Source organism: Prosthecobacter sp., from assembly GCF_046154365.1.
GTDB lineage: Bacteria > Verrucomicrobiota > Verrucomicrobiia > Verrucomicrobiales > Verrucomicrobiaceae > Prosthecobacter.
The window spans coordinates 1-26098 of record NZ_JBJXFV010000068.1; the positions used below are offsets into that span (position 1 = coordinate 1).

The following is a 26098-nucleotide window of genomic DNA, read 5'->3' on the forward strand; positions in this document are numbered from 1 at the left end:
TGGACCTGGAAATTTTTCACCTGCGCATCGCGTGCAGTGACGGTGCTGGAGAGGTGCATGGCCTGTGCTTTTTCGCCCAGTTCCTGGCAGGCGATGTAGCGGATGCGGCTGCCTTTGCCGGCGACAAGATCGGCCACGGCGAGGCTGAGGCCAGTCTCGGCCTTCCAAGTGCGGTAATGATCGACGACGGTGACATCGGCGTTGTCCTCAGTGACGATGAGCGTGTGCGGGAAGATGGCGGTGTGCTCGGCGGCGATCCAATGGAAGATCTCGATCGGTTGCTCGATGGCGATGCCTTTGGGCACGAGAATGACAAGGCCGGCACGAACGTGCGCGAGATGCAGCGCGGCGAACTTGGCGGAGCCGAGAGTCATCTCGCGCTGCATGAAATGCTGCTGCAGGAGTGCGGCTTGAGATTGCAGCGCCTCTTCAAATGGCAGGCAGATCACGCCAGGGGGCAATCTGTCGGTTTCGGCGACGACGAGGCGGTCGTTGACGAAGACGAAACGTGCGGCGGTTTCAGCGAGGCCTTGCGATGCGGCAACGGCTTCGGCTTCGATGTGCTCATTGGCGGCTGCGGCGGGTTGATAGGTGCTCAGCGCGATCTTTTTCGCGTTGGAGTAGCGCCAGGCTTCGTCCTTGAGACCTGGAACGGGTAAGGATTGGAAGTTGCTCCATGCAGCAGCGGCTTTTTCGAGGAACCAAGCAGGCGCGGCGGATTTTTCGCGAGCAGGAGCGATGATTTCGAGTCCGGCAGGTGGTGCGGCGATGGGTGCGGCTTCGGAAGGCATGGAGGAGGTTTTGGAAGCGGGGGCGAGAGTGGCGGACATGGAAAAATGACGAATGACGAATTCAGAGCCGAGCGAAGCGAGACAGACTGCCGCAGGCAGCCCGAAGGGAAGCGAAGCGCATCAATGACGAAGGAATGCCGAAGACCGAATGACGAAACTTTGAAGCTGCGGCGACGAAGGGCGCGAGAGCGTTTTGGAGTGCGCCAGTCCTCTGGCGCTTTCGAGCGTCCACTGGCCTGCGAAAAGCTCCAGAGGGCTGGAGCACTCCAGGACGCTGCCGCGTGGCAGGATGCCCAGATGGCACACTAGCCCCGGATTTTTGCGGTGTAATCGGTTTTGGGTTTCGTGTTTTCATCTTCACGATTCCAAGTGGGAAAGCGCCTCTAAAATGGACGCTTCGGCTTGTTTGAGGGCGGGCATGGCAGCGGACGGCACAGAAGCTGAGTTCGCGAGGATCGCGGCGATCATGCCGCGCACGGAGTGGAGCTGCCAGGCGAAGCGTTGCGTTAGGTCAGTGGGTGTGTAATCACCCTGCCAGCCGAAATCGTTTTCCACATCGACAGCGGCAGTGGTTTCGCTGTGCAACAGGCCATCGACGAAGATGAGGCGCTTGTGTTCGGCGCGATGCCGGTCTCCGCCTTCATTGCGTGGCAGGTTGCGGAAGAGTTCGAGGATGCCGTGCCATTCAAAGTCCTTGGCTGGCAGTTCGATGGGCTTGTCGTTGTCGTCGGTGTCCCAAGGCTTGAGCCAAAGACGACTATCTTTGACCTCGAAGTCACCTTGCATGCCGCCGGAGCGGTCGGTGGTGCTCTTGGAGAGCCATTCGAGGCCGGCGTGATGAACGGTGTCGAGCATGCTCATGAGGACACCTCCTTATTAGAGCCGTCTTGTGTGCTTGCGGCGATGGACGCAACCCCGTTGGGGTTGAAGAAGATTTGGGAATCTTGGGACGTCGAACCCAGGGTAGCGCTGCGCGCAACCCTGGGCTGCATGACGGAAGCCCGTTGGGCTTCAATCCGGTGCTGTTCGTCATTCGTCATTCGGATTTCGTCATTGTCGGCGCTAGCCGACGCTGCCTTCCATTTCGAGGTCGATGAGGCGCTTCAGCTCGACGCTGTATTCCATCGGGAATTCCTTGGCGAGGTCGTTGATAAAGCCGTTGACGGACAAGCTCATCGCTTCGGCTTCGCTGAGGCCGCGTTGCATGAGGTAGAAGATTTGATCGGCGCTGACCTGGCTGACGCTGGCCTCGTGCTGCGTGGAGTGCTGGTTGCCACGGACGCTGATGGCGGGGTAGGTGTCGGTGCGGCTGTTCGTGTTGATGAGCAGCGCGTCGCATTCGGTGTTGTTTTTGCAGCCTTTGAGATGCTTCGGGATGTGGACGAGGCCGCGATAGGTGGCGCGGCCTTCGCCGATGGAGATGGATTTGCTGATGACGTTGCTGGTGGTGTCATCGGCGGCGTGGACCATCTTGGCACCGGTGTCCTGATGCTGGCCGCTGTTGGCGAGAGCGATGCTGATGACTTCGCCACGGGCGCGTTTGCCCTTCATGATGACGCCAGGGTATTTCATGGTTAGGCGGCTGCCGATGTTGCAGTCGATCCAGCGCACTTCGGCGTCTTCCATGGCGATGCCGCGCTTGGTGACGAGATTGAAGACGTTGCTGCTCCAGTTCTGCACGGTGACGTATTGGATCTTCGCCCCTTTGAGAGCGACGAGCTCGACGACGGCGCTGTGCAGTGTGGCTGTTTCAAACTTCGGCGCTGTGCAGCCTTCCATGTACATGACCTCCGCGCCTTCATCGCAGATGATGAGCGTGCGTTCGAACTGGCCGAACTGCTCGCTGTTGATGCGGAAGTAGGCCTGGAGCGGGTGTTTCACCTTCACGCCGGGCGGGACGTAGATGAACGAGCCGCCGCTGAACACGGCGCTGTTGAGCGCGGAGAATTTGTTGTCGCCAGTCGGGATGACTTTGCCGAACCATTTTTTGAAGATCTCGGGGTGCTCTTTGAGGCCTTCACTGCTGTTCACAAAGATCACGCCTTGCTCGGCAACGGCGGCTTTGATGTTCGAGTAGGCGGCCTCGCTGTCATACTGCGCCTCGACGCCGGCTAGGAATTTCCGTTCCTGCTCAGGGATGCCGAGGCGGTCGAAGGTCTTCTTCACATCCTCGGGCACATCGTCCCAGGAGCGCTTCGGCTTCTGACCGTCGCTGAGGTAGTAGCGGAACTCATCGAAGTGGATGTTTTCGAGGTCCTTGGTGGCCCAATGCGTGGGCATGGGCTTATCCTGGAAGACTTTGAGCGCTTTGTGGCGGAACTCGCGAACCCAATCGGGATCGCCCTTTACGTCGCTAATGAAATCGACGGTCTTCGACGTGATGCCGAAGCCGGAGTCGAATTTGTTGCGCTCCGGGAAGGTGAAGTTGCCGGTGTTGTCGGCGCGGATGTCGGAGATGTCGTTATCGACGGGTTCTGGGGCGGTGACCATAAAAGTGAAAGGTTAGAGGTGAGAAGTCAGAAGTGGTTAGTGCTGAGTCGCTGCGGGAGGATCTTCGCGGACGGTGAAGGATTCCCGAGGCGTGGACTGGTAGGTGACGGGATTGCGGCGGACGATGGGGCGGTCGGCATAGACCCACCCTTCGCGTTTAAGCTGCTCGCCTACTTCGCGCATGTGGGCGTTGAATTTGGTGTGATCGTAATCACAACTGGCAAAGATGGCCTCACGATTGGCGCGCACTTCTGCGACGATGGGGTCTTCAATGGCGTTCATGGTGGTGGTTAGATGAGTTCGTCGGGTGTGCCGATGACCGGCGGGACAAAACCTGCTTCCCGACAGGTTTCTTCGATGCGTCGGAGCATGTGCAGGTTGTTGATGTGCGTGCAGTTCCAGGTGAGCAGAAAGTCCATCGAGTGGACCGCGGCGATGGCAATGTGATAAGCATCCGATTCGGCTTTCTGCGGAAGACCGAGCCGGGCAATCAATCGCAAAGCCAGCGCATCGGATTCTGGAGTGTCCGCGAGCATGGGGATGCCTTTGAGGCTTTCCAAGCGCTTGGCTGCCATTTCAGCTTCACCACCGCGTGACTCCTCGATCACATACGAAGAGATGAAGAGGTCGAACTCCTGTCGGCGCTGCACCCAAAAGTCCCGCGTCGCTTCCTGGTGCCCGGCGAGCACGACATCACGACTCGGCCGTGCCACGAGGTAGCTCGGAATGGTCGTTTCGATGTACACGCTGGGTTTCATGATGGTGATTGCCGATTAAGCCGCCGCTGCCAAAGGCTCCTCATGGACCCAGTCGTAGCCTTTTTCTTCGAGTTCGAGGGAGAGCTCTTTGCCGCCGGTTTTGACGATGCGGCCGTCTTTGAGGACGTGGACGATGTCGGGCTGGATGTAGTTCAGGAGGCGCTGGTAGTGGGTGATGACGAGGAAGCCGCGGTTCTCGCTGCGCATGGCGTTCACGCCGCGGGAGACGATCTTGAGGGCGTCGATGTCGAGGCCGGAGTCGGTTTCGTCGAGGATGGCGTATTTCGGCTCCAGCATCATGAGCTGGAGGATCTCGTTGCGCTTCTTTTCACCGCCGGAGAAGCCTTCATTGACACTGCGGCTGGTGAAGCTGCGGTCCATCTCGAGCTGGTCCATGCGGGCGTAGAGCTGTTTATAAAACTTCACCGCGTCGATGTCCTCGCCCTTTGGCAGACGGGCTTTCAAGGAAGCGCGGAGGAAGTTGGCGTTGCTGACGCCGGGGATTTCGTGCGGGTATTGGAAGGCAAGGAACAAACCGGCGCGACTGCGGGCATCGACGGCCATGTCGAGGATGTTTTCGCCATCGAGCAGCACTTCACCGCTGGTGACTTCGTAATCGCTGTGGCCGCAGAGGACTTTGCTCAGCGTGCTCTTGCCGGAGCCGTTCGGGCCCATGATGGCGTGGACTTCACCTGGGTTGATGGTGAGGTTCAGGCCTTTGAGGATTTCGCGGCCGGGGATCTGGGCGTGGAGGTTTTTGATTTCGAGGGACATGGGGGAAAAGGGGAAGGCGATTTATGATTTATGATTCTCGATTTATGATTTGGGGAGGTGATTCGCGGGCGACTCTTGAATTGGGCAAATCAAGAATCATAAATCGTAAATCATAAATTCTTGGCGGCGCAGTTCTGGCAGGTGCCGTGGATGGCAAGGTCGGTGCGCGTGACTTTGGTGCCCGCAGGGAGGTTCCAGAACTTGGCGGGGTCGAAGTCGGCATTGGGATGCGCGTCGATGACCTTGCCGCAGGTCTCGCAATGGAAGTGGACGTGCTCGTGGAGGTTCGCGCAGTAGCGGGACTGGCCGCGCTCGAGGTGGACGAGCTTGATGAGACCGTGGGTGGTCAGGTGCTCCAGGCAGTTATAGACGGTGGCAAGGGAGATGGCCGGGGAGCGGCTTTTCACCCGATCGAGGATGTCGTAGGCCGTCGGGTGATCGGTGGAGGCGGCGAGGACATCGAAGACCTCGCGGCGGTGGGGGGTCAGGCGCACGTCAGCACCCAGCACGGCGAGACGGCAGTCCAAGCCAGAGGCTTTGGCAGGAGGGCGTGGGGTAGAGGGGGGCATGGCGCTTTAGAATTAGAATGATTCTAACTGCATTGGAAACGCCCCTTTGGCAAGGCTGGATGCCGCTTCATCTGAAAAAAGCATTCTTCGAGGGGACGGCCTTCCCAGAGCCATGCTACTCCTCCGGCATGACTCGCACCCAAACCGAAGACCTCCCCTGGATCGCGCAAAACTCCCCCAAGGGCAAATATGGCATCCAGCGCCGCAGTGTCTCGCAGGGCGCAGGCGGCCAGAAGGACATCGGCACTTGGGGTGGCGGCCACCCCTTTGACCTCGAAATCCACCGCATCCCGGCTGGAAAGATCAATTTTCCGCTCCACGAGCACTCCGCCCAGTGGGAGGCCTATTACATCCTCAGCGGCAGCGGCAAAGTGCGCACGCCGAAAGGCAAGGAAGCGATCCAAGCCGGTGATTACCTCGTCTTCCCGCCCGGCGAAGCACACCAGCTCATCAACACCGGCGCCGAAGACCTCACCTACCTCGTCATCGCCGACCAGCCACAGGCCGATGTTATCCACTACCCCGATTCCGGCAAATGGATGGTCAAACCGCAGCGCAAGGTGTTCGAGATGACCGAGGCGGACTATTTCAAGGACGAGGAGTGAGCCAATCCGCGCGCAAGCATTCCGATTTCACGATCACGAAAAGCAGGCATGCTGTGCCATGAAGCCATCCATCCTCGCCGCCTGCATTTTGCCAGCACTGCTCGCCAGTTGCCGCACCACGCCCACAAATTCAGTCGAAGACCAAGCCTTCTCCCAAGTGCGCATAGTGCTCGAAACGAACTGCGTCCACTGCCACGGCGACAACCGCCTCTCCTCCATGCCGCCGATCAACGACACGCATGCGTTGTCAAAACTCATCGGCAAGCACTGGATCGTGCCCGGCAAGCCAGAGATGAGCCGCTTCTTCCAGGTCATCACCTTCCCAGACACCATCCCTGGTGCCATGCCACCAACAGGGCATGCGATCTCCAAGAAGGATGTCGACACTCTGCGCACCTGGATCAAAGCAGGAGCCAAAGTACCGCAGCAGAACATCAAGTTCACGCCACGTGGCGAAATGCCGCGCTCGATCTAGTCTGTCACTTCAGCAACTCGGCGGGCATTCCATATTGCTCCGGCCATATGATAAAAAAGGCGTCGCTGTGCCCTGCTGCGAAATCGACCAATTTCCAACCATCCAGCGTTCGCAGCCAAAGCGCGACCGTGTCGCTGTTGCCGAGTTCAGGATACTCCACCGGCTTTCCATTGACATCGACCGAGCTGCCACCGAAAAAAGCCCAGTTGCGATACACCCGCAGGTGACCTTGAAATTTGACCGGTTGCTTGGCGATTTTCTCCGCTCTTTGGCGGATCAATTGGAACAAGCTTTTGCGCAATTCCGAGTCTGCATCGAGTTCCGTCGGCTTTTCGAACGCGGGCTCATAAAGCGTGCGCCATTCCTCCGAGCCGGACTTGATGGTCGGAAGTTCGGCGGCTGTTAAACAGGATCCCAAACAGCAGGCGGCGGCGAATCGTAGAGCAACGGCATTCATGGCAGGAGTCCCGCCAGACTGCCGCATGAGGCCTCTTTCGTCATTCGGAATTCGTCATTCGCCATTTTCCGCCTACCCTCCGCGCCCGCTTCGCCCCATGCCGCACATCAGTTACCCCCCCGATCTTCCCATCACGCCACGCCGTGAGGAAATCATCGCGGCCATTCGGCAGAATCAGGTTGTCATCCTTGCGGGCGAAACGGGTTCAGGAAAGACCACGCAGCTCCCCAAGATGTGCCTAGAGGCCCTCGACCGTAGCCACGTTCGCCAGAACGTGGACTCCCAGCGCTCCGCAGGCCAAATCGGCTGCACCCAGCCACGGCGTGTGGCGGCGATGAGCGTGTCCAAACGCGTCGCGGAGGAGCTGAATGTGCCGTGGGGCCGCGAAGTGGGCTGCAAGATGCGCTTCAGCGACGACACCAGCCGCGACACGCGCATCAAGTTCATGACAGACGGCATTCTCCTGGCCGAGATCCAGAGCGATACGATGCTGCGGAACTATTCCGTGCTCATTCTCGATGAAGCGCACGAGCGCTCGTTGAACATCGACTTCCTGCTCGGCTACCTCGTCGGTTTGCTCAAAAAGCGGCCTGACCTCAAACTCATCGTCACCTCTGCAACGATCGACACGGAGGCCTTTTCGGCCGCATTCGGTGGTGCACCGATCATTGAGGTCTCTGGACGGCTTTATCCCGTCGAGATTCGTTACGCACCGCTTGTCACCGAGGAAGACGACTTCGGTTTTATCGACGGTGCGGTCTCCGCTGTCGAAAATGCCCTCATCGAAACCGATGACGGCGATGTGCTCGTCTTCATGCCCACCGAGCGCGACATCCGCGACACGCGTGACCTGCTCGATGGCCGTCTCGGCGCAGGCTTCGAAGTGCTCGCGCTTTATGGCCGCATGGCTTCCGCCGAGCAGCAGCGCATCTTCTCACCGGGCCGCAAACGCCGCGTCGTCATCGCCACGAACGTCGCTGAAACATCCATCACCATCCCGCGCATCCGCTACGTCGTCGATACCGGCCTCGCGCGCATCAGCCGCTACAATCCGCGCACGCGCACCAAGCGCCTGCCCGTCGAAGCCGTGTCGCAAAGCAGCGCGAATCAACGCGCAGGCCGCGCCGGCCGAGTGCAGGACGGCATCTGCATCCGCCTTTACTCGCAGGAGGATTTTGAGAAGCGCGACCGCTTCACCATGCCAGAAATTCAGCGCGCGAACCTGGCCGAGGTCATCCTGCGCATGAAGGCCTTCAAGCTCGGCGAGATCGAAGACTTCCCCTTCATCAATCCGCCCAGCAGCGCCGCCATCCGCGCCGGTTACGATCTGTTACACGAACTCGGCTCGCTCAACGAGACGCACGAACTCACGCCGCTGGGCCGCGAACTCGCACGCTTGCCACTCGATCCCACGCTCGGCCGCATGCTGCTTCAAGCACGCATTGAGAAAGCATTGCCCGAGCTACTCATCATCGCCGCTGGCCTCAGCATTCCCGATCCACGTGAGCGGCCCGAAGAAAAACGCGAAATCGCCAACGCCGCGCACAAGGCCTTCGCCGCGCCCGAGTCCGACTTTCTCACGCTGCTCAAAATCTGGCAAGCCACCCCCGGAACCACCAATGCACTGCGCAAATTCTGCCGCTCTCACTTCCTCTCCTTCACCCGCATGCAGGAGTGGCGTGATGTCTGGAACCAGCTCTGCGACTGTTTCAGGGATGATTTAAAAGATTCAAAACCTCAGCCTCTAGGCCCCTCTGCCCCTCTGCGGCAAAATCGAGCGGCTGAAACGTTCGGATTAGCCGCAGAGGAGCAGAGAGGCAAAGAAGCAGAGAAGGGGATCAGTTTGGATGATTCCATCCATCGCTGCATCCTCGCTGCGCAGCTCGGTCACATCGCCATGAAAGAGGAGCGGAACCTCTACAAGGCCGCTGGCAATCGCGAAGTCACCGTCTTCCCCGGCTCGAATCTCTACGAGCGCCGCGAGAAGAACAGCAAGGGCAAGCCCGGCCAGGACAAAGGCCGCCAGCCACTCTGGATCGTCGCGGGCGAGATCGTGCAGACCACGCAACTCTTCGCACGCACGCTAGCGAAGATTGATCCCAACTGGATCGCCGAACTCGGCGCGCACCTTTGCACTCACAAATACAGCGAGCCGCATTGGAACCTCAAATCCGGCCGCGTGCTCGTCACGCAGCGCACGCTCATTCACGGGCTGGAGGTGAAGCGCCAGCACATCGACTTTCTCAAGGTCGATGCCGTCGCCGCCACGCAGATGTTCATCCGCGCCGCGCTCATCGACAGCCAGGAGGTGCCCATCACGCTGCGCTTCTACGCGCACAACAACCTCCTGCGTCAGCGCATCGAGACCATGCTCACCCGCGTGCGCAACAATCGCGTCTATGCCATCGAGGAGCGCCTGTTCCGCTTCTACGACCAGCGCATCAAAAACGTCTCGTCCATTCACGACCTCAACCGCGTCGTCAAAGAGCACCTCGACGAGCAGCCGAACTTCCTCTGCGCCACCGAGGCCGATCTCACCGCTGGCGAGGACTTCGAGTGCGACCTGCAGCAGTTCCCCGACAAAGTCTCGCTCGGCAACACCGCGCTGCCCGTCACCTACAACTACAAACCCGGCGAGGAGAGCGACGGCGTCACCGTGCAAGTCCCCGCACAGCTCGCCGGCCATCTCACCAGCGGCCAGGTGCAGTGGATGGTGCCTGGTAACCGCGAAGAACTCGCCAACGTCATGCTGCGTGCGCTTCCCAAAGTGATCCGCCGCCAATTGATGCCCATCGACCCCAAAGGACGCGAAATCGCCGCCGCCTTCGATCCTGGGCGCGATGACTTCCTCACCGCGCTCGCCGATTTTATCACGCGCCGCTACCGCATTCACGTCCGCGCCGAAGACTGGCCGCCGCAAAGCCTGCCCGCACATTTGCAGCCACGCGTGGAGGTTCTGGACCCGAAAAACAACAGCGTCATCGCCTCCAGCCGCGATCTCGATGCCATCCGCAGCAGCGTGCAAAAACAAGAGGTGCGCTCGGATGCCTGGGAGAAGCTCCTGCCTCGCGTCGAACGCTTCGCGCTCAAATCCTGGTCCTTCGGCGATCTTCCTGAGACCATCCTCGTCGAAGAACTCAACGGCACGCCCATCCTCGGTTATCTCGGCCTCGTCCTGCGGGACAACGAGATCGACGTCCGCCTCTTCCGCACCCAAGCCGAAGCCGCACGCACCACACCACCCGCCATTCGCAAGCTCGCCGAAAACACCCTCGCCAAAGACCTCCTCTGGCTTCCCAAAGAACTCCGCAGCATCAGCGCACCCGCTTCCAAAGCACCTGTGGCCAATAACTTTGGCGCACTCACTCAAATCCAGCCCACCGCCGCGCCAGCGTCCAATCTCAGCACCCAGGCCCACGAGCACATCCTCGCCCACATGCTGCGCCTACAGCCCGTCTTCCCGCTCACCGAGAAACGCTTCTTCACCCTCTGCGAAACCGTCCGCCGCGATCTCCCCGCCGTCACCCACCGCGTCAAAACCCTCTTCACGCAGATCCACGACCTGCGCGCCAAACTCCTCGCGCTCCCCAAACGCTACCCCGGCCTCGAACAAGACCTCGCCCGGCTCATTCCCGCCGACCTCCTCGCCACCACACCCCACGAGCAGCTCCAGCATCTCCCCCGCTACTTAAAAGCCATCCAAGTCCGCAACGAGCGCTGCCTCGCCAATCCCGCCAAAGACATCGAAAAATACAACCTCATCGCCGACTTCGACGGCTGGCAGTCCCACGTCCCCAAATCCCAGCACGAAACCTTCCGCTGGATGATGGAAGAGTACCGCGTCCAAGTCTTCGCCCAGGAACTCGGAACCGCGCAGCCGGTAAGCGTGAAGCGGCTGGAAGCGCTGTGGGTGTAGTTGTTTGCAGAGTTAAGCACAGGGAGGCGGTGGAATGTTCGACCTCGCCTCTCTCATAGCGGCCATGCGCTCTGCACGTTTCTTTCTCGCAATCGGATCACTGAGAAAAGCAAATCTGGCTCCCTGAGGCACGCGTGAAGGATAAAGAATTAGGCTCTCGAACTGCCAAGCCGAACTCGGTTCCCCAGTGCGTCCTTCAAGTGCTGAGTGATGGCGAATTTGAACCTGAGAGCTGCAAAGCTGGCAGATTCAGGCATGGCTGAGCCGTTGGATCTCAAACACACAGCTTCCGGTTTGATTTTCCGTCACACCAGTTCCGACAGCGTGCCGGTGCTGTCGGAGAAGTTCTCGGTTTCCACGCCCATCTTCTGCGCGACGGAGAGGAGCACGTTGGCGAGCGGCGGATGCTTGTCGGGATCATGTGCGATGTGCTGGCCGTGCTTGAGGCCGTAGGCGGCACCACCGGCGACGATGAGCGGGAGATTCTTGGGTGAGTGCTCGCCGCGTGGGCCGCTGTTCATGCCGGAGCCATAGACGACCATGGTGTGATCAAGCATGGGACGACCACCTTCGTCGGTGGATTGGAGGAAGGTGAGGAAACGGCTGAGTTTTGAGAGGTAGCCGCGATCGACGGCGGCGAGCTTGGTGAGCATTCCAGCATCGCCACCGTGATGGGAGAGTTCGTGATGGTTTTCGCCGCCGATGCCGAGTCCGCCAGCCTCGCGGGCCCACTCGAAGGTGATGACACGCGTGGTGTCGGTGGCGAAGGCGAGGTAGCTGATCTCGAGCATGACATCGAGCCACATCGGGCGGTCGTGCGCGTCGCCGGGTTTGCTGTTGAGCTGGAGGCCTTTGGGATCGACCTGCGGCTTGGGCACGTCCACCCAATCGACTTGACGTTGCACGCGCAGCTCGGTTTCACGCACGGAGTTCAGGTATTCGGCGAGCTTGGTTTGATCGGAGCGACCGAGTTTTTTCTCGAGTGCCTGGGCCTCGCCGAGCACGTCGTCGAGGATGCTGCGCTTCTCGGCATAGCGCTTGAGCGTGGCCTCGCGCGAGGCGGCATCGTCGGGGACAAAGAGGCGCTCAAATAGACGCTGCGGGCTGTTCTCGGCGGGCAGCGGCGTGCCATTGCGATCAAAGGCGAGCGTGTGGCTGTGACCCGCACCGCCAGTGCCAGACATATCGCTGATCTCGATGGAGGGGAAGCGTGTCTTCGCGCCGATCTGCTCGGCGATGACTTGATCGACCGAGATGGCGTTCGTGTAATCCTTGCCCGGTACCGCACGCAGATCAGCGCCCGTGAGCCATGTATCGCCACCACTGTGCCCGCCCGTGGAGTGCGGATGCCCGAGGCCGGTGAGCACGCTGAAGTTGGCTTGATGCTCCTTCAATGTTTCGAGCGTGGGCGAAAGCTTGTAGCCCTTGCCCTTCGACTCCGGCACCCATTCGAGGATGTTCACACCGTTTGAGACATAACAAAAAATGGCGCGCGGTGTTGGCTGTGTGCCTGACTTGAGCAGCGGCTTGTAAGTCGAAGGCGCGGCATGAACCGAGCGCGGCAGCATGGCTTCGAGGAACGGCAGCGACAGCGAAACGCCGAGTCCACGCAAGGCGGTGCGGCGGGAGAGAGGGGTGTGGAAGAGCGGCGTCATGGTTACTTGGTGGTGAAGGACTCGGAGGTGGCGATGGCGGTGATGAGTGAGCTGAGCGTGTATTTCTGCGCCTTCATCTGCTCGACGAAGCGGCGGATGGCGGGGCGGTCGGAGAAGCCGAGTTCGCGGCCCAGCGCATAAGTCGTGAGCTGGTTCGCGAGTGAGGTCAAAAAGAGGTCTTCCTTCTGCAAAAGCTGCTGCTGCAAGCCTTCGACGCCCTTGAACTCGGTGCCGTCGGGCATCTTCGCACTGGCATCAATAGCGGGGTCGTCTTTGCCGATGCGGCCGTTGTAACCGTGGCCTTCTTGATCGCGCCATTCACCGGTGGCGTTGAAATTTTCCAGCGCGAGGCCGAGCGGGTCGATCTTGTCATGGCAACGGGCGCAGGAGGCGGCTTCGCGATGAATCGAGAGTCGCTGGCGCACGGTGGCTTTGTCGATGCCGGGCACTTTGGCCTGGATCTCGCCGACGTTCGCCACAGGCAGGCCGGGATCGGTGCCGAGCAGGGTTTTCATCACCCACACGCCGCGCACCACGGGCGAGGTGCGGGTGCCGTTCGATGTGATGCTGTGAATGGACGCCTGCGTGATGAGACCGCCGCGATGCGACTCCGGCGGCGCAGGCACGCGACGAATCGCATCGCCCTTCACGCCGGGGATGCCGTAGAAGCGGGCGAGGCGTTCGTTGATGGTCACGAAGTCGCTTTTGATGAGGTTGCGAGCATCGAGATCGCTGCGCAGCACTTCGGCGAAGAAACCTTCTGTCTCGCGCACGATGGAGATCTCCAAATGGCGGTCGTATTCGGGATACAGCGTCTGCGAAGGCGGGTTTGCGCCGACTTTGCGCAAGCCGAGCCATTGACCGGCGAAGTTCTTCACGAAGGCCTCGCTGCGGGCATCGGCGAGCAGGCGCTTCACCTGCGTGCGCATGACTTCGGGCTGCTTGAGTTCTCCTGAAGTCGCGAGGCGTATGAGTTCGTCATCCGGCATCGATGACCAGAGGAAATACGAGAGGCGCGAGGCGAGTTCGTGTGGTGAGAGCGGGCGTGGCTTGGCCTGCGGTGCTTCAGGCTCGACGAGGTAAAGAAAGTTCGGCGAGGCGAGCACGGCGGCGAGCGGCACCTTGATGGCTTCGATGAACGAAGGCTTCTCCACGCGCAGCTTATCGAACAGCGCGAACTTGGCATCCACCTCATCAGCCTGCGCGGGGCGGCGATAAGCTTTCGTCATGAAGCGCGTGATGACTTCGCGGACATAGGCTTTCTCGTCCTTGTCTTTGGTCGGCGAATCAAACAGCACGCGCTGATGACTCGGCGGCGGCCAGCTTGCATGCACCGGGCCTTCGAGTTCGATCCAGTCGATCATCAGCGAGGGGCGCGCGAAGGCATCGCCGCCTTGCATCCAGAAGTTCTCCAGCATCTTCGGGATCTCATAGGCATTGCTGAAGCCCAAGCCGGCTTTGAGCGTGGTGAAGTGCGCCCGCACCTCGTAGTTCTGCGGTGCTGACTCGCGGGCGTCGATGTCCATCTCCGCGATCACCTTCGGCGTGCCGCCGAGATGCTGCGTGAGCTTCACGCGTGCGGAGCCATAGTCATAGCTGCGATGCGTGGTGAAGTGCAGCAAGTCGCTCTCGAATGCGCGGTCGTGATACACCGCGCCCTTCGGGTTCTTTGCCATCTGATCGTCGCGGCGCTTCGTCAGCATCGTCTTTGCCGAAGCCACCACTTCATCGCGTGTCGGCACACGACTCGCCGCGCGGATGCGAATCACATACTCGCCCTCATGCGGCACGGCGAAGTCACGGAAGCCCAAACCCTTGTCCCAGGAGTCGTGGTGGATCACTGTGAATCCGTTCTCGGTCTCGTTCTTGCCATCATTGAGCAGGATGTTCTGCCCATCGCGCTTCACCCGCAGCCGGTCGCCGCCCTGGGTGTTCTCTTCAGGATCAAAGCGCCACTTGATCGCCGCAGGCTGCGCGCCCTCGACTAGCGCACGATCCAAAATTTGCCGTGCCGCCGCATAATACAGCTCCACCTGCATCGGCGACATCGTCAACGCCTGGCCGTTGTTATCAAAGCCGCCTGCGGGCGGGTCTTCGGGGAACTTCTCCGACGGCTGAAAATCCACTCCCACGAGATCGCGGATCGTGTTGTCATACTCCGCACGGTTCATGCGCCGCAGCACCACGCGCGTCGAGCGCTTCGCGATCTCCCCACGCGCCAGTTCCATCTCCAACCACGACGCGAACTTCGCCGCTGCTTCCGGCGCAGGTTGCGGCTCATCCTCTGGCGGCATCTCGTGGCCGTTGATGGAGTTCACCACTTCCTTCCACTTCGCCGTCACCGCCGGATCACCGAAGTCATTCGCCAGCGTGTCCAACCGCAGCTTGCCCTTCTGCTTTTCCGGTCCGTGGCATGTCACGCAGTGCTCTTTGATAAACGGCTGCACGATGCCGGAGTAGCCAGCCGCATCCGGTTTCAATACGATTTCAGCCGCGGTCGAGAAGCTGATGAAAAAAACGCAGGCGGTGAGAGGAAGCGAAATGTGATAGGGCATGTCTGTGAGCGTTCGTGAGGCAAATAGAACGCTGAAACCGACATTTCCTGACCAGTTTTCCTATGACCCGAGCTCGTTGTGAGATGGGGTTATAAAATGATGGTTACAGAATGATGATGAGGGGGAATGGATCGGCATCATTTTGTAACCATCATTCTGTATGATGATGAATCGGGTTAGTCTGAAGTATTGATTGGCGGCCTTCGCGAGCGCTTGACCACGCCACTTCTTAATTCCCCGCTTCCGTCGTCTCGCTGACCACGCTTGCCTTGCCGTCTTTGACCTCGATACGCAGCTTCAGGCGGCCGAATTCCTTCTTGTAGCTCCAGCCGACTTCGGCATCCCAGGTGGTGGCGCTGGTGGACTGGAGTTTGCGGAGTTGCAGCACGAAGGCAGCGAGGCGGGTTTCGGCATCGACGATGGTGTGGTCGGGGTCGATGTCTTTCAAATTCTGCGCGTTGATGAATTTGAGCTTCAGATCGGCAAAGCGTCCCGTGAAAACATCGGTGGCAGGCGTCATGCCGTCGCGATTGATTTCGCCGAGCACGATGGCGTAGCTTTTGGCGACGCCGGGATTGAGATCGGGCAGCTTGGTGATGAGATGACGCAGCGCCGCCTCGCCAGCGTCGCATTCATAAAGATTGAGCGGCAGGGCGGCCGTATCCGAGGAATCGCAGGCGGCGAGACCGAGGCAGAGGCTGATCAGAAGAAGGCGGCGTGTCATGTTCGTGTTCATGGCATGGAATACGCAGCTTGGCAATGCAGCGTCGCTCGCCATGCTCGCCGCATGTTCGACATCCGCGAAAAACCCAACATGGTCGAGAACGCCTTTCTCATCGGGGCCTACTTTGACCGCCGCAATAAGCAGGAGGGCTTCGATTTGCTCGAAGAGCTGGCCGAGCTGGTGACTACGCTGGGCATCAACATCATCGGCAAGGAGCTCGTCTTTTCCCGCGAGCATACGGCCCGCTACCTGATTGGCAGCGGCAAGGCGGCGGAGTTGATGAAGCAGGCGAAGGACATTGGTGCTGACTGCATCGTGTGGGACAATGAACTCAGTCCAGGACAGCAGCGGGCGTGGGAAAGCGAGGGCAACATCTGCGTGATCGACCGCCATGAGGTCATTCTCGATATTTTCAACATGCGGGCGAAGACGCGTGAGGCGCGGCTGCAGGTGGAACTGGCGCGGATGGAATACTCCATCCCACGACTGACGCGCATGTGGGCACATCTTGACCGTCAGGGCGGTGGCGCAGGCGGTGGCCAGGGTGGAGCCGGGGCGGCGCGTGGTGAAGGTGAAACGCAGCTCGAGGTGGACCGTCGTCTCGCCAGCAAGCGGCTCGACAAACTGCGTGCCGATCTCGAAGACGTGAAAAAGCAGCGTGACACGATGCGCAAGGATCGCACGCGCGTCTTTGTGCCGCATGTGGCCATCGTCGGCTACACGAACGCAGGCAAATCGTCGCTGCTGAACAAACTCACCGCCGCCGATGCTTATGTGGAGAACAAGCTCTTTGCCACGCTGGACACGACCACCCGGCGCATGGAGCTGCCGGACGGTCAGTCGCTCCTCGTCACGGACACCGTCGGTTTCATTCGCAATCTGCCACACGATCTGGTGCAATCCTTCCGAGCGACGCTGGAAGAGGCCACGCAGGCGGATTTTCTCATCCATGTCATCGACGCCAGCTCCATGCAGGCCGTCGAGTTTTATAAAACCACCACGAAGGTGCTCGGTGAACTCGGCGCGGGTGACAAACGCGTGCTGCTGGTGCTGAACAAGGTTGATCTGGTGGATGATGCGCGGCTGATGGAGTTGCAGCGTGAGTTTCCCGAAGCCCTGGCCATTTCCGTCAAAACCGGGCAGGGAATGGACGATCTCCTGCACCGCCTGGACGAGTTTTTGATCGACCGCGTGGTGCGCCTCGAACTGGATTTGCCGCTGGACCGCATGGATCTCGTCGCCCTGGCACATCAGGAGGGAAAGGTGCTCACCGAAGACTACGAAAGCGGTCGTGCGGTGATTCAATGTGTGATCCCGAAGCGCTTCGAAAGCCGGTTCGCGGGCTTTGTGCCCGGTTTTGTGGAATCCGCCGCCCGAAACAAAGGAAAGAAGTAAAAAAGCGCCGCCAATCGCAGTTTTCTCCCACTCATGTTCTCACTCGCCAACAAAACCGTCATCATCACCGGCGCCGGATCAGGCATCGGCCAGGCCATTGCTGTTCTTTTTGCCAAACAAGGAGCGCATGTCGAAGTGCTGGATCTCAAGCAGGACTCGGCACAGGTCACCGTGGATCAGATCAAAGCCGCTGGCGGCAGTGCGCGTGGCTCTGCGTGTGATGTGGGCAGCTATGCCGAAGTGAAGGCCATCTTTGACGAGGTAGCGAAGCAGCACGGCAAGATCGACATCCTCGTGAACAACGCAGGCATCGCGCACATCGGCACCGCTTTGACCACGACGGAAGAGGACATGGACCGGCTGCACCGTGTGAACACCAAGGGCGTGCATGCCTGCGCGCAGGCCGCGCTGACTCACATGACCGAGAAGAAGGCCGGTGTGATCCTGAACATGTGCTCCATCGCGGCGCAGATGGGACTCGCGGATCGTTTTGCATATTCGATGACGAAGGGGGCCGTTTTGATGATGACCTACTCAATTGCGAAGGATTTCATCAAACAGGGCATCCGTTGCAACTGCATCGCACCGGCACGCGTCCACACGCCGTTCGTGGACGGTTATCTGGCTAAAACGTATCCCGGCCAGGAAGCCGAGATGTTCCAAAAGCTCAGCGAAGCCCAGCCGATCGGCCGCATGGCCAAGCCGGACGAGATCGCGGCGCTCGCGCTGTATTTGTGCAGCGACGAGGCGTCCTTCGTCACGGGCAGTTCCTATCCGATTGACGGTGGCGCGGTGAACCTGCGGTGACAGCCCGGATTCAAAGACCACTGACTTGCACTGACTGACACTGATGAATTTCAGCTTCTGAGTCAGTGCCAGTCAGCGTGAAGTTAGTGGTCCGCCATCAAGACACTTTTCAGCCGCCGCTGGCGGCGTTCATGTGGCGATCGCCGCACTTCGATATCCGACCTGACCGTCCAGCTTTTTTTGGCAGTTGTGGGAGGGCCGTTGCCAGTAGCCTTACGGTATTCATCCACTCACCACACAGGAACACGAGCGGGGCTGTCCATAGCTCCTGGCTGCCCATGAAAAATGAATGAGGAAAAAGATTGCGGAAAAATAAGGTTCCTGCTGAGATGAAAATAATTCAGCAAATTAAACATGCGAAACACTCTTCCATGCCTGATGCCGACTCCTACGCTTAGCGCCATGATGCGCTTGAGCGGCAGAGCGGCAGAGCGGCAGGGCCTAAAGGTTCGGTGTACCGTTTGGCTGGGTTTTCAAGCTGCATTTGCTCTGCCAGGCGTCCTGGGAAGGAGGGCGGGGAGATGACGGCCACCGCCATTGGATTCACCTTGGGTGGTTTGGCGGTATGCTCGCGCATCTTGGGCCGCACGGTCCCCGCATCCGGCCGCACCGGCAAATCAGCGGCCCCTGCGGGCCCACTGTGCGGCCTTACCGGCGGACCGCCGGTACATGAGGTAAAATCATCCGGCCGCACCAGCGGGCTACCGGCACCTGCGTACGGACCGTCCGACCTCACCGACGGAGTGTCCATAGGTGCGGTCAAATCGTCCGGCCTCACCGACGGAGCGCAGGGAGGTGGCAGTTTGGCACAAACACGGGGGTGGTGGCCTTTTTTGGGCGGTTTTTTCACCCTATACGACCATGAGATTGCTGCATTGGGACGCCATCAATCCCCACTCCATCCCGCCGGGCCAGCCCTACCGCTGGGACGATCCCAACCTTTTTTTCGGCCCGGACGGTCTCGGCTATGCCCGTGAACCGGGAGATCAAAATTTCATTTCATACGCCGCTCCTGCACCCACACCCACTCAACCCAAACCTAAACACAAGATGCCTAAATCAGACTACCTCAAACGCCGGGATGCTGACTTCGCCGCGCAGCTCAACACCTTCAAACTCAACATCGGGCAGTACAGCGCCACGCTGGGTGTCACCGCCGCGCAGATCAGCACGCAGGCGGAGGACGCGGCCTACTTCAGCCACACGCTGGCCATGCAGGACGTGTGCATCAACTGCGGCCAGCAGTGGACGGGGTGGAAGGATTTCATCCGCGAGGGTGGCACCCAATCCACCACCGCCCCGGCTCCGGCGCTGTTCCCCCCTGCCGTGGCAGCCGTGGACCCCGGCGTGGAGCTGCGCTTCCGCGCGCTGGTGAAGCAGATCAAGGCGCACACGGCCTACAATGAGAGCACCGGCCAGGTGCTGGGCATTGAAGGCCCGGTGCAGACCGGCCCGGACTTCGCCGTGCTGCGGCCGCTGCTCAGGCTGGAGATCAATGGCGGTCAGGTCGTCATCCGCTGGAGCTGGCAGGGCCATGCCGCCTTCCTCGACATGCTGGAGCTGGTGGTGGACCGCGCGGACGGCAAAGGCTTTGTCACCGTGGCCTTCGACACCACGCCGGACTACACCGACACCACGCCCTTCCCCGCCACGCCGACCAAGTGGACTTACAAAGCCATCTACCGCGTGGGCGACCAGCGCGTCGGCCAGTGGAGTGATGAGGTGAGCATCACCGTCGGCGGGTAATCCAGCATGCTGAATCCTCGAACAAACAACTTATGAAAACACGATTGATCGTCCTGATGGTTGCCCTCGCAGTTGCGGTGGCATTCTTGGTGAGCCAAAAAACCGAGAGCTCTGTCAGCTCGCCAGCGGAAAAGAAAGCAGGCCAAAAAAACAAGCCCGCCGCTGCGCCGTTGCCAGATGGTTCGTCAGCACCACTTGCTGGCTCGCTGGCCGCACCTTCACAAAGCACGGCTGTTGCCAATACGACCATGACCAGCCAGTTGCTGCCCGTCACGAGCGGGCAAACCGACGCGCAAGGATTTGAAGTGGTCGCCTGGCCGGGTGGAAAACCTCACTATGAAGGAGAGCCGGTGGTGGCCCAGGTGACGACCGGACAAGGCAAACGGAATTTGCATCTGGAGGTCAACCAGATGGGCGAATACCCGCGGGTGCAGGTGGCACCGCAGGAGAGTGTGAACATCAAGCTCCAGTTTCAGACTTCAAAGACCGGCATGCCGGTCGCGCTGACCGCGCAGGATGGCGGCACGCTGGCGGGGGCCAAGGTGAGCCAGCGTGTGGTGCTGGATGACCAGCGCTCCGTCTTCTTCGATTTCGCTGCCAGTGCCAACGTGGGAACGCATCGCGTCACGATTGCCACGCCTGCGGGCGAGGTCAAGACGCTCGATTTTTGGGTGGGTGAACCCAACACCATGCGCACCACGGCTCAACGCTGATTTGCCTTTTCCCGAACCGTTTTTCAACACACACACGCTATGAAATTGAATTCTTCCTGGTTGTTCCTGGCCGCCACGGTGGTCACCGGATCACTCTTGTATGCCGACGGCAATCCCTGTGCCAACCAGTCGCCCGGCGGCCCTTCACAGCCACCGGGTTGCACCGGCGGCTCAGGCGGCGGCGGGAGCAACAAACCCTGTCCCGATGAAGATTCGAGTCCGCCGCCGAATGACTGCAACGGCACGAATTTCTTCAGCGCTTACAGTGGCAACGCGCACCGGCATGTGTCGGACCTGCGGGTGTTCGGCTCCGTGGGTGAGATGCCGCTGCATTTTGCGCGTTACAGCAACACCCGCCTGGCACCGCAGGCGACCAGCCAGGGGCGGTTCGGACGTGAGGGGGTGTGGACGCACAATTACCAGTGGTTCATGCGTAGCGGCGGGACTGCGGGCAGTGGCCAGCCACAACTGCGCGTGGGCACGCCCAGCGGTGCAGACCTACTTTTTGTGCGGGATGTGAATGATCCGACGCTGTGGGTGGGCACCTCGAACGCCAACTGGGAAATTCGGCAGAACGGCACGGAGTACTCCCTTCATAATAGCGCAGGCGAAGTCTATCGCTTCCTACAGCGGAACAACACCAGCAGTGGCGCGATTTTTTACCGCATCGAGAGCATGGAGGATGTGGCGGGCAACGTGTACACCTTCACTTACAGCAATGCGAATGATACGCTGCTGCGGCAGGTGACGGATCCGACCGGGCGCTGGCTGAAGCTGACCTATTTGAACCAGGGTGGCTTTGCCCAGCAACGGGTGACGCTTGGTTCCAGCCCGGCGGACACCACCACCGGCGTATGGAATGAGATCACCGTTACCAACACGACGTCATGCCGGTTTCTGACGCTGTTTTATGCGAATGACTTTAGCAATGACCCGGCGCTGCCGGTGGCGGAACTGGAGTTCTATGATGAGAACAATCAGTTAATCACGGGAACGCCGTTTGGCAGCGACCCGGTGTTTGCCACGGGCCAGGAAATGGACAAAGCCTTCGATGGGGATACGGCAACCTACTACCGCTACGCCTACATGCGGAATGGCTATGTGGGGATCGACGCCGGCACGGCGCGGACCGTTTCCAAGATTCGCTACTTCATCTCTTCTGGCGTGGTGGCGAGCGTGGCTAACGCCAGCTTCATCGGCATGAATGACACGAACAGCGCGAACTGGGTGGTGAAGGAGGTCGCGGCCAGTGACGGACGCAGCGTGGTGTACAATTACTCCATCTTTGAAGACCCCAGCACCTGGTTCCGCTGGGGCACGCTGACCTCGGTGAACTACCCGGACAGCACCGTGGCGGTGTATTCCTACACGCAGGTGCATGAGTTCACCCGGCCGATCCTTGAGCACAGCATTGATCCGCGCATCGTGGGCCAAGGCACGACGATGCAGTATGTCTTCGATCCTGATACCGCGCTGGGCTTCCTGCGGGAGGAGCGCAGCGGGCTGACGGGAGAGACGATTGCCAGCACGGATTTCATCAGCGCGCACAAGCCGCAGGCGGTGTACCCGAACGGCGCGGTAGTGAACTACCAGTTCAACCTTACCAATGCCAATCTGGCGAATCAGGTGGACGCCAATGGCGGCACCACCGCCTGGACCTATGCGGCCAGTGGCGCTGGGCATGTCGCGACACGGAAGGACGCACGCGGGTTTACCACCACCTACACGCGCACGCCGCTGGGCAGCCTGTTGTCGAAAACCTATCCTGACACCAGTGTCGAATCCTGGACCCGCGACAGCCGTGACCGCGTGCTCACGCACACGCTCAGCGGCCCTGGCATCCAGCCACGCACGACGACTTACACACGGGATACCAGCGGACGGGTGGTGCGTGTTGACCATCCCGATGCCACGTTTGAACTGTGGACTTACAACGCCTTCGGGCAGGTGCTCACGCACCAGCAGCGCAACGGCGGCGTGGAGACAAGTGTGTATTCCACCACCGGCTTACTCACCAGCTACACGAATGCGGCAAGTGAAACCACGGCCTACACCTACAACGGCCTCGATCTGGTGGCGACACTGACCGACCCACGCGGCAACACGACCGGCTACACCTACAATGACCGCGCTCAGGTGACCTTGCTAACCCAGCCAGATGCCAGCACGCGGAGCTTTGTTTATGATGACAATGGCAACCTGATTCAGCAGAGCAATGAACTCGGCAACGTGTGGGCCAGCAGCTACGATGAGTTCAAGCGCCTTACATCCACCACGGACCCGCTGAACCGCACCACCTTGGTCGCCTACGGCGAGCCGGGCGGCGGCTGCAGCGCCTGCAACACGGAATCCAAGCCCGTTCTCATCACTCTGCCCACGGGCCGAAAGAAGAAGTTCGCGTACGATTTGAAATGGAACCTGATCACAGAAACGTCCGGCTACGGCACGCCGCAGGCAGCCACGACTACCTATGGTTACGACGCTGGTGACAACGTGACCGCCATCATGGACCCGCAGGGAAATACCACCACGCTGGCCTACGACAGCCGGGACCGGCGCATCTGGGTGAGGGACGCGCTGCTGCGCCGCACGGACTACACCTATGATGCGGCTGACAACCTGCTCACCCAGAAGCGTCCGGGCAATGTGCTCACCACTTACACCTATGATCTCATGAACCGCCGGGTGAGCACGGTGGACCCCAAGACGCAGACGACATCGTTTCAATACGATGTGGAAGGTAATCTCACTCACCTCACGGATGCACGCGGCAACACTTACCTGCATACGTATGACTTGGTGGACCGCCAAACGCGGCTCACCTACCCCAACGCTAGCTTTGAAGCGTGGACTTACGATGCCGCTGGCAATCGCCAGACCTACCGCACACGTGCCGGGCAGGTGATGACCGCCACACTGGACGTGCGGAATCGTGAAACCGCGCAGTCTTGGAGTGGTGGTGCGCCGAATGTGAGCCGAAGCTTTGATGCCGCAGGCAGGCTGCTCGCCAGCAGCAATGGCAGCGCCACCACCAGCTACAGCTATGATGTCGCCAACCAGATGCTCACAGAAACTCAAGGCACAGCGGGTGCGCCTGCGGCATGGACTTTGACCTATGCTTACAACGCCGACGGTCTGCGCCAGAGCGTGACCTATCCAGGTGGCGAAGTGATCGAAACCAGCTACACGACCCGCAACGAGGTGGAATCCATCTCCGCAGGTGGACCACCACCGCTGGCCAGCTACAGCTACAATGTGGACGGCACGCTGGCGCAGAAGGTGCTGGAAAACGGCACCACGGCCAGCTATGGCTATGACGTGGCCGATCAACTGCTCAGCGTCGTGCAGAGTTCCGGTGCCGGTGCGCTGGCCCGGCGCGACTACACCTACAACACCCGTGGCCTGCGCACCGCCATGCAGGTGAATGCGGGCACCTGGGATGTGTACGGCTACGACCTCACCGACCAGGTCACCAGCGTGAAGTACAGCGCCGCCAGCAACACCGGCACCACGCCCGTGAGTACGATGACTTACACCTACGACGCGGTGGGCAACCGCACGCAGGTCAAACGCACCGGCACGGGCCTGCCGACGCTGACAGATGTGTACACCACGGCCAGCAGCGTGAACCAGTATCCTGCCGTCAATGCTGCGGCGTTGATCTACGATGCCAATGGGAACCTGACCGCAGCCCCGGCGAATGTTCAACAGCAAAGCAGCACGCAGAGCGCCAGCTATGATGCGAACAACCGTCTGCTGGGCATCACCACAAACAGCGGAACGGTGAGTCAGGTTTATGACACCAAGAACCGCGTGGTGAGCCGTACGATCAACGGAGTAATGACTTACTTCGTGTGGGATGGTTGGAATTTAATCGAGGAACGCGATGCCAGTGGCAATGAAGTGCGCCGCTATGTGCATGGCGCGGGCGTGGATGAAATCCTGGCGATGATCGACACCAGCGGCGCGCACTACCACCACCATGACGCGCTTGGCAACGTGATTGCTCTCACCAGCGGCAGCGCTCAGTTGGAGGAGAGCTATAAGTATGACGCCTTCGGCAAGGCGACGGCGACCAATGCGAGCACGAATGCGTCCAGCGCTGCCTCGTTTTTCGGCAACCGGTTCCTCTACACCGGGCGAGAATGGATTGCCGAGGCCGCGCTATATGATTATCGCAATCGGGTGTACTCTGCGGCGCTGGGTAGGTTCATGCAGACCGACCCGATTAGGTTTGCGGCGGGAGATGCAAATATTTATGTATATGTTAGGAATAATAGCGTGTTGGATAACGATCCTTTAGGGCTTATCCCTGGTAGGATTCCAATTCCTGAGTTGCCACAATTGCCCCCAACACCTCCCAAGGAAGACCCAGGTGCTTGGAAACCGCGTTTGCCAAGGTTTAATCCTTTTGGACCAACAACACCACAGCCGCCAACTAATATCCCTTATAAACCAGTGCCTCCGCCAAATTACCCGCCAGAAAAACCATCCATTCCATTCAAACCACCGTCAAAAGACGAGCAGCCGAGGATTCCTGAAATTCCGACAACTCCGTCACAGCCGCCCACGGTCCCCCCTTTGCCACCTGACAGAACGCCTATTCCTTTGGTGCCACCGGGCGAAAAGCCAATGAGCAAATGTCCATACGATACCAACGAATTCTATTGAACCCCTCACAACAAGCTAAACTGCTTCTATGCATTGCGGTCAACGCAGCAGCCTTTTGTTGCGTGTTGACGGCAAATGCAGATGAAAACAATACTCTGGTAAAAAACGAGCAGACTCTAATAAATCATGGCGAGTTTCAGATGAAGCGGATGCTCTCGGACCGCCTACAGATGAATTTGTTTTTAAATTCCCGTCGGGAAACAGTCTATGTTGACACAACGGATACCATTTATCAGTGGATGGTCAGGAGGTATGCAGGCGTGGTAACGGGGGGGCGTATTTTTTGGGACCCGGTGCTTCCAAAGGGATTTAATGCGGATCACAGTACTCCGATCATGGGTGATCCTGCGACGATTCGAATTGCCAACCCATCAGTCGAGGAAGCACCGGTCAATACACGGTTTGAAAAACAATGGTTTTGGGCTGTGTTTGAGATGCACAATCTGGAGAACAGCCGTGGCTTTGCGGATCTTTTTACACGCGTCGCCAGAGATCAAATATCACGCGAGAAATTCATCCAGGCATCTGCTCATCTTGAGTATCTTGCCATGAAGAGAACCTTGAAATTTTATCACAATACATGGTGCAAGTGGGCGGCAACAAGTAGCTTCGTGACAGACTTGTCCATTTGGCAGGGCGGTGCTCTGCCTGAGTTTGAGTCTTGGTTGCAGCTTTTCAAAAAATCCGACAGCAAGTATCCAGAGGTTCCGTTTGGGGCAACCTACACATGGGCTGCGACTGAATATAAAAAATATTTGAGCCTGGAAAACAAAGCCAATGTGCAAGTTCAGGAAGGCCAGAAGCGGTCTGGTTCAACTGGTGCGGCAAAAGAGGAAGTTAAGAAGAATGCCCAACAATGAATCATTGTCGACGGTCTGCGCCAGAGCGTGACCTATATTTAGGCGGTGAGGTGATCGAGGCCAGCCCCCCAGGAACGACGTGGAATCCATCTCCGCAGTTGGACCACCACCGCTGGCCGCCTACAGCAACAATGTGG

20 protein-coding genes are annotated in these 26098 nt (G+C 59.5%); 9 read left to right on the forward strand and 11 right to left on the reverse strand.

Features of this window, described 5'->3' with window-relative positions; translation table 11 throughout:
- The 7 genes from ACKVY0_RS08805 to ACKVY0_RS08835 all read right to left on the reverse strand — a co-directional run.
- Nucleotides 1–830 (reverse strand): SufD family Fe-S cluster assembly protein (locus ACKVY0_RS08805; RefSeq protein WP_409214436.1); only part of this gene is annotated, 830 nt, incomplete at its 3' end.
- Between the two features lie 318 nt (nt 831–1148).
- Nucleotides 1149–1652, reverse strand: coding sequence for a hypothetical protein (locus tag ACKVY0_RS08810; RefSeq protein WP_409214437.1), 504 nt, complete (start codon nt 1650–1652; stop codon nt 1149–1151).
- Between the two features lie 201 nt (nt 1653–1853).
- Nucleotides 1854–3281 (reverse strand): Fe-S cluster assembly protein SufB, encoded by a 1428-nt coding sequence (gene sufB, locus ACKVY0_RS08815; RefSeq protein ID WP_409214438.1) that lies wholly within the window; start codon nt 3279–3281, stop codon nt 1854–1856.
- 36 nt (nt 3282–3317) lie between these two features.
- The gene (locus ACKVY0_RS08820; protein WP_409214439.1) at nt 3318–3563 is read right to left on the reverse strand and encodes a hypothetical protein; all 246 of its coding nucleotides are present in this window, start codon (nt 3561–3563) and stop codon (nt 3318–3320) included.
- An 8-nt stretch (nt 3564–3571) separates the two neighbouring features.
- Complete coding sequence (locus ACKVY0_RS08825; RefSeq protein ID WP_409214440.1) at nt 3572–4039, reverse strand: type II toxin-antitoxin system VapC family toxin; 468 nt, start codon at nt 4037–4039, stop codon at nt 3572–3574.
- 15 nt (nt 4040–4054) lie between these two features.
- Nucleotides 4055–4813, reverse strand: a complete 759-nt coding sequence (sufC, locus tag ACKVY0_RS08830) for a Fe-S cluster assembly ATPase SufC (RefSeq protein WP_409214441.1) — start codon at nt 4811–4813, stop codon at nt 4055–4057.
- 110 nt (nt 4814–4923) lie between these two features.
- Nucleotides 4924–5382, reverse strand: coding sequence for a Fur family transcriptional regulator (locus ACKVY0_RS08835; RefSeq protein WP_409214442.1), 459 nt, complete (start codon nt 5380–5382; stop codon nt 4924–4926).
- A 128-nt stretch (nt 5383–5510) separates the two neighbouring features.
- On the opposite strand from ACKVY0_RS08835, the gene ACKVY0_RS08840 reads away from it, so the two are divergent.
- Together ACKVY0_RS08840 and ACKVY0_RS08845 are read left to right on the forward strand one after the other, a co-directional pair.
- Nucleotides 5511–5987: a cupin domain-containing protein gene (locus tag ACKVY0_RS08840; protein ID WP_409214443.1), complete on the forward strand. Its 477-nt coding sequence runs from the start codon at nt 5511–5513 to the stop codon at nt 5985–5987.
- A 58-nt stretch (nt 5988–6045) separates the two neighbouring features.
- Entirely contained in the window at nt 6046–6462 is a 417-nt protein-coding gene (locus ACKVY0_RS08845) for a c-type cytochrome (RefSeq protein ID WP_409214444.1), read from the forward strand.
- A 4-nt stretch (nt 6463–6466) separates the two neighbouring features.
- Here the strand turns inward: ACKVY0_RS08845 and ACKVY0_RS08850 are convergent, their stop codons facing one another.
- A complete protein-coding gene (locus tag ACKVY0_RS08850) occupies nt 6467–6919 on the reverse strand; it encodes a hypothetical protein (RefSeq protein WP_409214445.1) in 453 nt (150 codons plus the stop codon).
- 97 nt (nt 6920–7016) lie between these two features.
- On the opposite strand from ACKVY0_RS08850, the gene hrpA reads away from it, so the two are divergent.
- A complete protein-coding gene (hrpA, locus tag ACKVY0_RS08855) occupies nt 7017–10835 on the forward strand; it encodes an ATP-dependent RNA helicase HrpA (RefSeq protein ID WP_409214446.1) in 3819 nt (1272 codons plus the stop codon).
- A 305-nt stretch (nt 10836–11140) separates the two neighbouring features.
- Here the strand turns inward: hrpA and ACKVY0_RS08860 are convergent, their stop codons facing one another.
- The 3 genes from ACKVY0_RS08860 to ACKVY0_RS08870 all read right to left on the reverse strand — a co-directional run bounded on the left by ACKVY0_RS08860 (nt 11141) and on the right by ACKVY0_RS08870 (nt 15769).
- Nucleotides 11141–12490 carry a DUF1552 domain-containing protein gene (locus ACKVY0_RS08860; RefSeq protein WP_409214447.1) on the reverse strand — a complete coding sequence of 450 codons (1350 nt, stop codon included), beginning with the start codon at nt 12488–12490 and terminating at the stop codon, nt 11141–11143.
- A gap of 2 nt (nt 12491–12492) precedes the next feature.
- Nucleotides 12493–15045 carry a DUF1592 domain-containing protein gene (locus tag ACKVY0_RS08865; protein WP_409214448.1) on the reverse strand — a complete coding sequence of 851 codons (2553 nt, stop codon included), beginning with the start codon at nt 15043–15045 and terminating at the stop codon, nt 12493–12495.
- Nucleotides 15046–15274: 229 nt separating this feature from the next.
- A complete protein-coding gene (locus ACKVY0_RS08870; protein WP_409214449.1) occupies nt 15275–15769 on the reverse strand; it encodes a hypothetical protein in 495 nt (164 codons plus the stop codon).
- Nucleotides 15770–15832: 63 nt separating this feature from the next.
- Here ACKVY0_RS08870 and hflX point away from each other — a divergent pair, with 63 nt between their 5' ends.
- The 6 genes from hflX (at nt 15833) to ACKVY0_RS08900 (ending at nt 25961) form a co-directional block, all read left to right on the forward strand.
- Nucleotides 15833–17164 (forward strand): GTPase HflX, encoded by a 1332-nt coding sequence (gene hflX / locus ACKVY0_RS08875; protein WP_409214450.1) that lies wholly within the window; start codon nt 15833–15835, stop codon nt 17162–17164.
- A gap of 33 nt (nt 17165–17197) precedes the next feature.
- Nucleotides 17198–17971 carry an SDR family NAD(P)-dependent oxidoreductase gene (locus tag ACKVY0_RS08880; protein ID WP_409214451.1) on the forward strand — a complete coding sequence of 258 codons (774 nt, stop codon included), beginning with the start codon at nt 17198–17200 and terminating at the stop codon, nt 17969–17971.
- An 861-nt stretch (nt 17972–18832) separates the two neighbouring features.
- Complete coding sequence (locus ACKVY0_RS08885) at nt 18833–19717, forward strand: hypothetical protein (RefSeq protein WP_409214452.1); 885 nt, start codon at nt 18833–18835, stop codon at nt 19715–19717.
- Nucleotides 19718–19965: 248 nt separating this feature from the next.
- Complete coding sequence (locus ACKVY0_RS08890; protein WP_409214453.1) at nt 19966–20430, forward strand: hypothetical protein; 465 nt, start codon at nt 19966–19968, stop codon at nt 20428–20430.
- Between the two features lie 39 nt (nt 20431–20469).
- Nucleotides 20470–25101: an RHS repeat-associated core domain-containing protein gene (locus ACKVY0_RS08895; protein WP_409214454.1), complete on the forward strand. Its 4632-nt coding sequence runs from the start codon at nt 20470–20472 to the stop codon at nt 25099–25101.
- Nucleotides 25098–25961: a hypothetical protein gene (locus tag ACKVY0_RS08900; RefSeq protein WP_409214455.1), complete on the forward strand. Its 864-nt coding sequence runs from the start codon at nt 25098–25100 to the stop codon at nt 25959–25961. Before ACKVY0_RS08895 ends, ACKVY0_RS08900 begins: the two co-directional genes overlap by 4 nt.
- Nucleotides 25962–26098 lie beyond the last annotated feature (137 nt).

Bases quoted from the DNA above. Each gene is read 5' to 3' on its own strand.
- ACKVY0_RS08825 (WP_409214440.1), bottom strand. From the start codon at position 4,039: ATGAAACCCAGCGTGTACATCGAAACGACCATTCCGAGCTACCTCGTG.
- ACKVY0_RS08890 (WP_409214453.1), top strand. From the start codon at position 19,966: ATGACCAGCCAGTTGCTGCCCGTCACGAGCGGGCAAACCGACGCGCAA.
- ACKVY0_RS08840 (WP_409214443.1), top strand. From the start codon at position 5,511: ATGACTCGCACCCAAACCGAAGACCTCCCCTGGATCGCGCAAAACTCC.
- ACKVY0_RS08865 (WP_409214448.1), bottom strand. From the start codon at position 15,045: ATGCCCTATCACATTTCGCTTCCTCTCACCGCCTGCGTTTTTTTCATC.
- hrpA (WP_409214446.1), top strand. From the start codon at position 7,017: ATGCCGCACATCAGTTACCCCCCCGATCTTCCCATCACGCCACGCCGT.
- sufC (WP_409214441.1), bottom strand. From the start codon at position 4,813: ATGTCCCTCGAAATCAAAAACCTCCACGCCCAGATCCCCGGCCGCGAA.
- ACKVY0_RS08845 (WP_409214444.1), top strand. From the start codon at position 6,046: ATGAAGCCATCCATCCTCGCCGCCTGCATTTTGCCAGCACTGCTCGCC.
- ACKVY0_RS08885 (WP_409214452.1), top strand. From the start codon at position 18,833: ATGAGATTGCTGCATTGGGACGCCATCAATCCCCACTCCATCCCGCCG.
- ACKVY0_RS08860 (WP_409214447.1), bottom strand. From the start codon at position 12,490: ATGACGCCGCTCTTCCACACCCCTCTCTCCCGCCGCACCGCCTTGCGT.
- sufB (WP_409214438.1), bottom strand. From the start codon at position 3,281: ATGGTCACCGCCCCAGAACCCGTCGATAACGACATCTCCGACATCCGC.
- ACKVY0_RS08880 (WP_409214451.1), top strand. From the start codon at position 17,198: ATGTTCTCACTCGCCAACAAAACCGTCATCATCACCGGCGCCGGATCA.
- ACKVY0_RS08820 (WP_409214439.1), bottom strand. From the start codon at position 3,563: ATGAACGCCATTGAAGACCCCATCGTCGCAGAAGTGCGCGCCAATCGT.
- hflX (WP_409214450.1), top strand. From the start codon at position 15,833: ATGTTCGACATCCGCGAAAAACCCAACATGGTCGAGAACGCCTTTCTC.
- ACKVY0_RS08810 (WP_409214437.1), bottom strand. From the start codon at position 1,652: ATGAGCATGCTCGACACCGTTCATCACGCCGGCCTCGAATGGCTCTCC.
- ACKVY0_RS08895 (WP_409214454.1), top strand. From the start codon at position 20,470: ATGAAATTGAATTCTTCCTGGTTGTTCCTGGCCGCCACGGTGGTCACC.
- ACKVY0_RS08870 (WP_409214449.1), bottom strand. From the start codon at position 15,769: ATGACACGCCGCCTTCTTCTGATCAGCCTCTGCCTCGGTCTCGCCGCC.
- ACKVY0_RS08835 (WP_409214442.1), bottom strand. From the start codon at position 5,382: ATGCCCCCCTCTACCCCACGCCCTCCTGCCAAAGCCTCTGGCTTGGAC.
- ACKVY0_RS08850 (WP_409214445.1), bottom strand. From the start codon at position 6,919: ATGAATGCCGTTGCTCTACGATTCGCCGCCGCCTGCTGTTTGGGATCC.